Below are 7,562 nucleotides of genomic sequence, written 5' to 3'. Positions count from 1 at the left end.
TGGGCGTTTTCCGCAATGAAAACGCCGCTACACTCCTCTCCCGGGATACCCAGCAACAGGGAAAATGCGATTAGAGCATTTCCCTGTAGGTGTAGCGTAGGGCTTCCGCATCTATGGGCGTTTTCCGCAATGAAAACGCCGCTACACTCCTCTCCCGGGATACCCAGCAACAGGGAAAATGCGATTAGAGCATTTCCCTGTAGGTGTAGCGTAGGGCTTCCGCATCTATGGGCGTTTTCCGCAATGAAAACGCCGCTACACTCCTCTCCCGGGATACCCAGCAACAGGGAAAATGCGATTAGAGCATTTCCCTGTAGGTGTAGCGTAGGGCTTCCGCATCTATGGGCGTTTTCCGTAATGAAAACGCCGCTACACTCCTCTTCCGGGATACCGAGCAACAGGGAAAATGCTCTGGTATCTCGCCTGGTTCCAATCTGCATGATTTTCCTGTAAACTGAGGCTTCGACTCTTCGAAGGAAAAGTGTGTCATGTCAATCAACCCCATCATGCAGAAACTTGCCGCTAAGCTTCAGCGGACCGATCTCCCGAAGTTCGGCCCCGGAGACACTGTGCGCGTGCAGGTTAAGATCAAAGAAGGCGACAAAGAGCGTCTCCAGGCGTTTGAAGGCATTGTGATCGCCACCAAGCAGGGCCCGCAGGGCAGCTTCACGGTCCGTAAGATGAGCTTCGGCCAGGGTGTTGAGCGCATCTTCCCGTACAACTCCAAGGTTGTCGACAAGGTCGAAAAGGTTCGTTCCTACCAGGTTCGCCGCGCCAAGCTGTTCTATCTGCGCGGTCTGCGTGGCAAGGCTGCCCGTCTGAAGGAAGTCGAACGCGCTTAAGCGTCTCCGGCGTCAATTTCTCTGACGCAAAAAGCCGGCCTCGCGGCCGGCTTTTTCGTGCTTCTGTAATTTGCTCCTATTTTCCAGGTCCCCCAGGCTTGTTTCCTGCGGGTGGGTTGGTTCCAGGAATGGCCGGCTTAGGCACGGCTAGCGTGGGCTTGACCTCTTTCGGCAGGTCCGGAGCATTGGTGGAGACTGCTTTCGCTCCAGGCCAGGCATAGGGCGGACGGCGGAGCGTGCCGTATCCCATGACCGGGAAGCGCGAGTTCATGGTGTACTCCCGGTCGACACGCACATATGCTGAAGCGGGATGTTTCTGATGCAGCAGCGGCTTTTCGCTGGCGAGCTGAAGCGTGTGCTCGCTGACGGAGACCGTGAGCGTTTTGCCGTCAAAGGCGTTCTTCTGCTCGATGGCGCCGTCGAATGGCGCTCCGGAGATAACGGTATTGCCTATGCCTGGGGCGTAGATGTAAAGATACTTCAGGTCGGCAATGTCGTAATTCAGCCGCGCCTTGCCGGTCCACCCGTCCACGGTAAGCGTGCCCTGTTCGATGGTGACCGGCACCTTCTTCGGCTCTTTCTGTTTGATTGGCTTAAGCTTCTTCCCGTGCTCGTCGTAGCCGAGGTTGTCTTTGGTTTGCAGAAGCAGCTTGCCGTGTTCGTCCAGTCTGGGCTCGCCGTATTTGTCGCGCAGGGGCTTCGGCGGCGGGTTGAACATCGGCCTGGCATCGGGGTCGAGGATCTGCTTGCCGGCCTCGTCGAGCATCGGTGTGCCCTGCTTAGGAAGCGCATCGATCTGGCTCTGGATTTCAGCCTTGCGTTTGGCGTCTTCTTCCGGATGGAGCACCGGCTTGGCTTTTTTGCCGAAGATACCGCGCAGCGTGCCTACACTCTGTTCCTTCTGCGGCGCGGCCGGGGGCGGGGCCTGGCCTGCAGGTTGGGCGGCATCTTGAGCGATGGCCAGAGTAGAGGCCCACACAATGAGGGAGAAGATCCGTGTCATAGACATAGGAATGCGTACCTACCCATGCCTGGCCGAGACCGAGTCATGGGTTTACCTAACCTTTCCGGAGAGGGACCCTTCGCAGGAAAGCATAACCTACTGCAATTCGACTTCATAAAGAAAATCCAGACGATACACTTAGAAGCAGCGCCATGCGTTTCTCCCGTCCCAAAGCCGTCTCCGCCCGTACGGGGAAGGAGCTGGCTGCCTCAACAGCCAAACAGATGATGCTTCGTCAGCTCGTGTGCTCCGACGCTCCGGAACAGGCGCTACGTTACCACGGCTACCGAATGATCGCGGGCGTGGACGAGGTTGGCAGGGGAGCGTTGTACGGCCCCGTAGTTGCCGCCGCCGTCATACTGCCGGAAGCCTGCGCGGAGCTGGCCGAGGCAGGTCTGAAGGACTCCAAGCAAATGGAGCGCGAAGATCGCGAGCGCCTGGATCTGCAGGTGCGCGCCATGGCCCTGGCCGTCTGTGTCGCCGAGGTCGATGCCGAGACCATCGATCGCATCAACATCTATCAGGCATCGCGGCTGGCAATGTTGAATGCTGTTGCAGGACTCTCCCTAACGCCGGATCATCTGCTGATCGATGCCATGCGCATCGACCATCCTTGCCCACAGACAAAGCTGATCTATGGCGATTCATTGTCGCTCTCGATTGCAGCGGCATCCGTGGTTGCAAAGGTTCACCGCGATGCTCTGATGCGCGCTGCCGATGAGACTCATCCAGGGTATGGGCTGGCGTCGCACAAGGGATACGCGACCCCGGCTCACAGAAGAGCTTTGAAGGAACTTGGGCCAACGCCGCTGCACCGGCGGAGCTTTGCGCCGGTGGCTGGCGTCGATCCGGATGCGGCGCTGGAAGCAGCGTTGGAGATGGACGATCTACCCTTTGACGAAGAGGTGCTCAGCGAGAGCGCCGCTGGAGAAAACGCAGCATGGGATTGAGGATGATGGTCGTCGTCGCACATCCTGACGACGAGTGCTTTGCCTTTGGAGGAGCAATTGCTCTGGCAACACGGGGTGGCGTCGAGGTGAACTGTATCTGTCTGACCGATGGACAGGCAGCGAGCAACCGCGGAGACTCCAGAGACGGCAAGGAGCTCGGCCGCATCCGCCGCGAAGAGTTCGTAGCCAGCTGCGAGGTGCTGGGCATCCAGCATCATGAACTGCTGGATTACCAGGATGCCGAACTGGTGCATGCGAACGTGCATGAGGCCGCCAAAAAGCTGGTGCAGCGTATGCGTACCTTCCGTCCTCATATCGTCGTGACCTTCGGTCTGGATGGCGGATTGAATGTCCATCCCGATCACACCATGGTTTCGGCGATTACTTCGGCGGCCTATCACTGGGCAGGGCGCGCAAAGCGCTATCCCGAACTTGATCTCGAGCCGCATCTCGCACAGCGGCTGTATCACATCACCACCAACTTCACCCTTGGAGAGCGCGAGCCCCTGATGCCGGCACCCTGGACCTGCGTGCTGGATACGGCGGAGGTATTGCCGGTGCGCATTCAGGCCTTCGAGAAACACACCTCGCAGTTGCCGGTGCTGGAAAGCGTGCGTCCGTATCTCGACAAGTTCGGACGGCAGGAGTTCTACACACTGATCTCCGCCGCCACGCCGCAACCGGCCGCAGTGACACATGACATGTTCGACGGCATCCGCGAATAGCCCTTAGGGGATATCGATAAATTGGGTTGAGCCACTACTCTCATTGCCCTATTCTTCGCGGCTTTATTGCGAAGGGTGGGTTTGGGCTATTAAGCAACGGTAGAGAAGCAGATTTCTCCGCTTACGCTCCAAAATGACAAACCAAAAGAGTTTCAGGGCCGGTCGGGAGTACGTGAACTATTCCGGCTGAAAATCGAACTCAATCGGCTCAATGATCGGCATCAGCCATGCAATCAAAGCCTGATGGGCCGGGTGCGGCCAGTAGGCTGTGTACGCCTCTTTGTTCTCGAAGACCATCACACCGGCGAAGGTGTAGTCCCGGTTGTTGGCGGCAATGTTCTCGCCGACGTGTGTCTCCAGCAGACCGGGAATCACTCCCTGGAAGGCCAGAATCTCGCGCTGGGCGCGGGCCTTCTGCTCGTCGGTGGCGCCGGGCTTCCAGTGGAAGAGAAATCCGTGGATAAACATGAGGCTCCTTACGTTTCGGTCTCAGAATACCGGAGATCTGAGATCGCTTCTTCAAAAGAAGATTGCGCTCCGGGGTGCGTTCGCCCATAATCGGCTCGAACGGAGCCGACAGATGCGCCGCGTTTTTCTTCTTCTGGCAATCGGAGTTTCTCTGCCTGCCCAGCAGGCGCCACAGGTTCAATCGCCACAGACACAGCCGCCTCCTTCAGGAAGCGTTAGCGGACATATCCTTTGCGCAGACACGCACGCTCCTGCTCGACTGGCGCGCGTCAGCCTTGCACGTCTGCGGGACGCGGGGAGTAGTGTCCGTCAGTCTGGCGCGATGTTCTTCGGAGGTGGACAGACGACTGATCTGGACGGTTTCTTCGTCCTTCCCCATGTTGCTCCGGGAACCTATGCAGTGCGCGTCGATCTGCCAGGATACCTCGACCCAATGTCTTCCGTTGATCCTCAGGACTTGACGAGTTCCGATCCGCAAATACAGGACAGACTGCGGTCTAGCCTATCAACAGTCACAGTCAACGGCTCCGAGACCGCCAATATAGACGTGAGCCTGGAACGTGGAGCAGCCATTTCCGGCAAGGTGCTGTTTGACGATGGGTCACCGGCGGCTGGTGTGATGATGCAGATTGTCGACGCATCCGTTCTGAACCTTCCCGGTACCGTCAATAAGGGACCTCGCCGAATGATGACAGGCCGGGGATACAACACGGATGACCATGGAGCCTTTCGCGTGCTGAGTCTCCCGCCAGGTGAGTACGTGGTGGCGACTTCCATTAGTCTTCAGCGACTCGCTGTTGGATCCAGCGGAGCGGGCATCGCTCAGAGTATCTCCAATGCACAGGCAGTCTATGCGCCAGGCACCTTTCGCAAAACGGGCGCCGACATCATCAAGGTCTCAGGAACAGACGAGAAAAGTGGGATCACGATTACCATTCCGACGCGAGGCATGCATTTCGTCACGGGAACCGTCATACAGCAAGCAAATGGAATGCCAGTGACCGGAGGTTACGTCCAGATGGTGGACGTAGATGACCCGACGTTTATGCTCAATGGCCAGATCGCACCGGACGGCAGTTTCCGGATTGATTTCGTCTTCGCAGGGAACTATCGCGTACGCGTTATGAATGCATACGAGATGCCATCCATGAGCCCGCAAAATGGGACTGGACCCGTTGGGATTGGACCGGGGCCGCGCATCAATCACTACTACGGAACGACAGAGCAGCCTTTGACGATCTCGTCTGGAGATGTCACTGGAATCACGCTGCAGGTGCCTGCTCTCGATGATCCGACGAAGCCGCCTCGCCCCATGATGACTCCAGCACGCTCTACCGCCAACTCGAGGTAGGTTTCATCGTCTAGAGCACTTTCCCTGTTGCTGGGTCCCGGAAGAGGCGTGCAGGGGCGTTTTCATTGCGGAAAACGCTCATAGGTGCGGAATTCCTACGCTACACCTACAGGGAAAATGCTCTAATCGGTGAATCCGTAGATGGGAGTCGACAGATGCATCGAGCCTCTTTTCTTTTTCTGACGACAGTTCTCTCGTTGCATGCCCAATCACCTGCTCCGGCGGTACCACGGGAGAGTGCGGCTCTTCCTGCAGGTCGCGTGACAGGGCACGTCTTCTGTGCGGATACCCACGCGCCCGCACGTCAGGCGCGCATCAGTCTGGTACCTCTTCCGGAGGAGAACAGCAAGCCTGCGGATCTCCTTCGCCGTGGACGCGGACGTGGAGAAGGGTTCAGCGATCTCAATGGCTCCTTCATCATTGACCATGTCTCACCTGGGACATACGCGATCCAAGTGGAGCTGACGGGATATCTCGATCCCATGTCAGGGGTTGACCTCTCCGATTGGGAGAGTCTTGAGCCAGAGGTACAGCGGCATCTTCGCTCAACAGGTGTAACGATTCGCGGAGGGGAAGCGGCAGCTCTGGATGTCGAGCTGATGCGTGGGGCTGTGATCAGCGGGCAGATTCTCTACGACGATGGAGCGCCCGCGGCAGATGTCCGGGTGCAGGCTGTCTCATCGCAAACCTCGGCCGATCGCACACGGAGAGGAGAGAATAGCTTGCCCGCAGTGTCCACCGATGATCAGGGAAGGTTTCGCATCGCGGGTGTCCCTCCCGGGGAATATCGCGTGGTGGCGGAATGGTGCAGACGAATGTCTTCGCCAGAGACACGGCTCAGGAGGTCAGCCTCTCCCTGAACACGCAACAGCTCTATGCGCCGGGAACCTTCCACAAGAAAGAATCATCGACCTTCAAAATTGTCGGAAGTGAGGAGATGGGAGGTATTGCCATCACAATTCCTACGCGAGGTATGCATCTTGTGCGAGGCAGCGTGGTGCGGCAGGCAGATGGCATACCGGTGGCGCACGGTGCTGTGCATTTGATCGATGCCAGTGACCGTGCATTTACCCGGAACGGTCATATCGCTCCCGATGGAAGCTTCGAGATCGCCTTCGTGCCCTCGGGAACGTACCGGTTGCGGGTGGATGGCGCGTTCGATGCGACGGAGGCCTCCGGCACGCAACCTCCAAAGGTCTCTCATGAATATGGTCCAGCAGAAGAAGAGGTGACTGTATCCACGAACGACATCAGCGGTATCACGCTTCAGGTAGCGGAAAAGAAGACGACATTGTCCTTCGGGCACTGAATGTGTAACGTTCCTGTGGCGGTGTGCGAAGAGAGGCTCTTTAGAGCATTTTCCCTGTTGCTGGTATTCCGGAAGGGGCGTGCAGGGGCGTTTTCATTGCGGAAAACACCATAGATGCGGAAACCCTTACTCTACACCTACAGGGAAAATGCTCTAGCCTTTCGTCACCATCAGGCGAGACTGGCGCCTTCTGCTTGCAAGCGAAATGAGCGAGGAAGGTCGGATGGTTGGAATTCGACACCTTCTTCTACAAGCTTGTGCGCTGTCCGCGCCAACGTCGCGCGTTTTGTCTCCATCTTGCCGATTGCGGTCTCTCGCTCCGCCTCTGAAGCAAAAGCCTCATACTTTGCCAGATGTGCCAGCTTGCGATCGAAGAGGTCGATCTCCTCATGGAGAGACTTCAGGTAGTACTTGTCTTGCACTTTAGCGGGTTTCTGCATTCGGGTCTCCTTAGGACGGGGGGCTTGGAGGGACAATTAATTGCGATAAGGTTCATGCAAACAAAGGGAGCTGACGCTCCCTTTCTATCGATCCTGTTTCTCATGCTTTACGAGACGACTTCAACGTCTTCCGCCTGCCAGCCTTTTTGGCCTTTCACTACGTTGAAACGTACAGCTTGGCCTTCCTGCAGGCTGCGGAATCCGTTGCTTTTGATAGCCCTGTGGTGAACGAAAACATCCTCGCCACTCTGACGGCTAATAAAACCGAATCCCTTTGCATCGTTGAACCACTTCACGATTCCTTGTTCCATGACTTATTCCTTGTAGATTTTGAGTACCGCCGAACACAATGTGGAGTGTTTGCGAGTAGAGGCAAGCCGAACAAGCAAGTAGACCAGATCGGATTCTTCGATCTGATATAGAATATCACGCTTGCTCCGTGGAGTTCTGCGACCTCCCTAAATTGCTCGAAAT

The 7,562-nt window shown here is 57.0% G+C and carries 11 protein-coding genes; 6 read left to right on the top strand and 5 right to left on the bottom strand.

Annotated features, from left to right (window positions below; translation table 11 throughout):
• On the bottom strand, nt 1–440 hold a 440-nt coding region (locus OHL21_RS13885), incomplete at its 3' end, for a hypothetical protein (RefSeq protein WP_263417881.1).
• A 48-nt stretch (nt 441–488) separates the two neighbouring features.
• Here OHL21_RS13885 and rplS point away from each other — a divergent pair.
• The gene (gene rplS / locus OHL21_RS13880; RefSeq protein WP_147649411.1) at nt 489–842 is read left to right on the top strand and encodes a 50S ribosomal protein L19; all 354 of its coding nucleotides are present in this window, start codon (nt 489–491) and stop codon (nt 840–842) included.
• A 76-nt stretch (nt 843–918) separates the two neighbouring features.
• On the opposite strand, the gene OHL21_RS13875 is transcribed toward rplS, so the two are convergent.
• The gene (locus tag OHL21_RS13875; protein ID WP_263417880.1) at nt 919–1,851 is read right to left on the bottom strand and encodes a hypothetical protein; all 933 of its coding nucleotides are present in this window, start codon (nt 1,849–1,851) and stop codon (nt 919–921) included.
• Between the two features lie 146 nt (nt 1,852–1,997).
• On the opposite strand from OHL21_RS13875, the gene OHL21_RS13870 reads away from it, so the two are divergent.
• Together OHL21_RS13870 and OHL21_RS13865 are read left to right on the top strand one after the other, a co-directional pair.
• Nucleotides 1,998–2,795: a ribonuclease HII gene (locus OHL21_RS13870; RefSeq protein ID WP_263417879.1), complete on the top strand. Its 798-nt coding sequence runs from the start codon at nt 1,998–2,000 to the stop codon at nt 2,793–2,795.
• A complete protein-coding gene (locus tag OHL21_RS13865) occupies nt 2,786–3,520 on the top strand; it encodes a PIG-L deacetylase family protein (protein ID WP_263417878.1) in 735 nt (244 codons plus the stop codon). Before OHL21_RS13870 ends, OHL21_RS13865 begins: the two co-directional genes overlap by 10 nt.
• A gap of 177 nt (nt 3,521–3,697) precedes the next feature.
• Here the strand turns inward: OHL21_RS13865 and OHL21_RS13860 are convergent, their stop codons facing one another.
• A complete protein-coding gene (locus tag OHL21_RS13860) occupies nt 3,698–3,988 on the bottom strand; it encodes a Dabb family protein (protein WP_263417877.1) in 291 nt (96 codons plus the stop codon).
• Nucleotides 3,989–4,100: 112 nt separating this feature from the next.
• Here OHL21_RS13860 and OHL21_RS13855 point away from each other — a divergent pair, with 112 nt between their 5' ends.
• From OHL21_RS13855 to OHL21_RS13845, 3 genes are all read left to right on the top strand, one after another.
• Entirely contained in the window at nt 4,101–5,339 is a 1,239-nt protein-coding gene (locus tag OHL21_RS13855; RefSeq protein ID WP_263417876.1) for a peptidase associated/transthyretin-like domain-containing protein, read from the top strand.
• Between the two features lie 155 nt (nt 5,340–5,494).
• Entirely contained in the window at nt 5,495–6,199 is a 705-nt protein-coding gene (locus OHL21_RS13850) for a carboxypeptidase-like regulatory domain-containing protein (protein WP_263417875.1), read from the top strand.
• Nucleotides 6,142–6,648: a carboxypeptidase-like regulatory domain-containing protein gene (locus OHL21_RS13845; RefSeq protein WP_263417874.1), complete on the top strand. Its 507-nt coding sequence runs from the start codon at nt 6,142–6,144 to the stop codon at nt 6,646–6,648. The genes OHL21_RS13850 and OHL21_RS13845 overlap by 58 nt, the downstream gene beginning before the upstream one ends.
• Nucleotides 6,649–6,818: 170 nt before the next feature.
• On the opposite strand, the gene OHL21_RS13840 is transcribed toward OHL21_RS13845, so the two are convergent.
• Complete coding sequence (locus OHL21_RS13840; RefSeq protein ID WP_263417873.1) at nt 6,819–7,088, bottom strand: hypothetical protein; 270 nt, start codon at nt 7,086–7,088, stop codon at nt 6,819–6,821.
• A 107-nt stretch (nt 7,089–7,195) separates the two neighbouring features.
• Nucleotides 7,196–7,399: a cold-shock protein gene (locus OHL21_RS13835; RefSeq protein ID WP_263417872.1), complete on the bottom strand. Its 204-nt coding sequence runs from the start codon at nt 7,397–7,399 to the stop codon at nt 7,196–7,198.
• Nucleotides 7,400–7,562 lie beyond the last annotated feature (163 nt).

This window comes from Terriglobus albidus, from assembly GCF_025685425.1.
In the GTDB taxonomy this organism is placed as follows: Bacteria; Acidobacteriota; Terriglobia; order Terriglobales; family Acidobacteriaceae; genus Terriglobus; species Terriglobus albidus.
Note: the sequence above shows the minus strand (reverse complement) of the source record. Positions and strands in the feature narration are given on the sequence as shown.